Source organism: Aeromicrobium sp. PFPM2_SD2 (genome assembly GCF_057364525.1).
The window spans coordinates 1-583 of sequence record NZ_JBNFNZ010000795.1 but is presented as its reverse complement, the minus strand read 5'-3'; the positions used below and the strand labels follow the sequence as shown (position 1 = coordinate 583).

1 protein-coding gene is annotated in these 583 nt (G+C 77.2%); it reads right to left on the bottom strand.

Translation table 11 applies throughout. The annotated features are described in order from the left end of the window. The coding region (locus AC2W7G_RS18165) for an ATP-binding cassette domain-containing protein (RefSeq protein ID WP_485869664.1) at positions 1–583 on the bottom strand (583 nt) is incomplete at both ends.

The following is a 583-nucleotide window of genomic DNA, read 5'->3' as shown; positions in this document are numbered from 1 at the left end:
CGAGCAGCCGGGCGAGCGTCGACTTGCCCGAGCCGCTCGGGCCGACGAGAGCCGTGACCTCGCCCGGCCTCACCGTCAGGTCGACCTCGGCCAGGGCCCGCGTCTCCTGCGTTCCGCGCAGCGTCCGCGAGCGCAGCACGACGTCCACGCCCTCCAGGACGTGTGCCCGCGACTCCTCCGGCCGCACGAGCGAGGCGGGGACGCTCACCGGCTCGGGGTCGGGAAGGCCCGGGAACCAGACGCCGTCGGGCGGCGGCCCGGCCAGGAAGCCGGCGACGTCGGTGTCCTGGACGACGACGGCGCCGGGGCCCAGCACGACGACCCGGTCGACGTGCGGCAGCCAGGGCTCGAGCCGGTGCTCGACGACGACGAGGGTGCGGTCGTGCACCACGGACAGCACCGCGTCGCGCACCCGAGCCGCGTGCGCGGGGTCGAGCATGGACGTGGGCTCGTCGAGCAGCAGGACGTCCGGGCGCAGCGCGACCTGGCCGGACAGCGCCAGCCGCTGCTTCTCGCCGCCGGACAGCGCGGCGGTGAGGTGCTCGCGGCCGGTCGGCAGCGCCACCGCGTCGAGCGCGGCGCG